We start from the raw sequence: 1,120 nt of genomic DNA on the forward strand, positions 1-1,120 counted from the left end.
GGCTGTAACGTCCTGCCCGGGGCAGGTCCGACGGCCGGCGCGATCGCGTCGGGCGCGGAGACGGTGACGAGCGAGGGGGTGTTCGCCCGCTACGAGATCGTCGACATCACCCCGGCCGTGGTCGAGTCGCTGCGCTCGCGCCCCCTCGACAGCCTGCTCGCCTCGTTCGGCGACAACCGGCCCGCCCTCGAACCCGTCATCGGCGTCGGCGACTTCGTCGCCGTCTCGATCTGGGAGGCCGGCTCCGGCGGCCTGTTCTCCGGACCCCTCGTCGCCGACCGCTTCTCCGCCGGATCCAAGTCCGCCCTCATCCCCGAGCAGGTCGTCTCCCGCGACGGCGCCATCTCCGTGCCCTATGCCGGCCGCATCCAGGTCGCCGGACGCCGCACCCAGGACGTCCAGGCCCTGATCGAGACCGAACTCGCCGGCAAGGCCATCCAGCCCCAGGTGCTCGTCTCCGTCACCCGCCCCGTCTCCCAGGCCGTCACCGTCACCGGCGAGGTCGCCGGCGGCGCCCGCCTGCCGCTCTCGGCCAAGGGCGACCGCCTGCTCGACGTGGTCGCCTCCGCCGGCGGCGTGCGCGCCCCCGTCGCCGAGACCTTCGTGCGGCTCTCGCGCGGGTCCACCACCGCCACCGTGCCGCTCACCACCGTGGTCTCCAACCCGCGCGAGAACATCTACCTGCGCCCGGGCGACGTGCTCACCCTGGTGCGCGATCCCCAGACCTTCCTGGCGGTCGGCGCGCTCGGCAACTCCACCGAGATCCCGTTCCAGGCCGAGGGCATCACGCTCGCCCAGGGCCTGGCCAAGGCCCGCGGCCTGTCCGACTTCCAGGCCGACCCCTCCGGCACCTTCATCTTCCGCTTCGAGCCCGCCAGCGTGGTGCGCAAGCTCAAGCCGGGCTCGGCGCTGCTCGGCACGCCGCTGGTGCCGGTGGTCTACCGCATCGACATGCGCGATCCCCAGAGCCTGTTCCTGACCCAGGCCTTCCGCATGCGCAACCGCGACCTGATCTACGTCTCCAACGCCCCCTTCACCGAGGTCCAGAAGGTCCTCTCCGCCTTCTCCGCCGCCTCCGGCCCCATCAGCGCCGCCGCCGCCACATACGCCTACACACGGT

General features: G+C 72.6%; 1 protein-coding gene. It reads left to right on the forward strand.

Going from position 1 to position 1,120, the window contains the following annotated elements:
• A partial coding sequence (locus J2X36_RS26770; RefSeq protein ID WP_310355259.1) for a polysaccharide biosynthesis/export family protein occupies positions 1-1,120 on the forward strand: 1,120 nt, incomplete at both ends.

The organism is Methylobacterium sp. BE186 (genome assembly GCF_031457035.1).
GTDB lineage: Bacteria > Pseudomonadota > Alphaproteobacteria > Rhizobiales > Beijerinckiaceae > Methylobacterium > Methylobacterium segetis.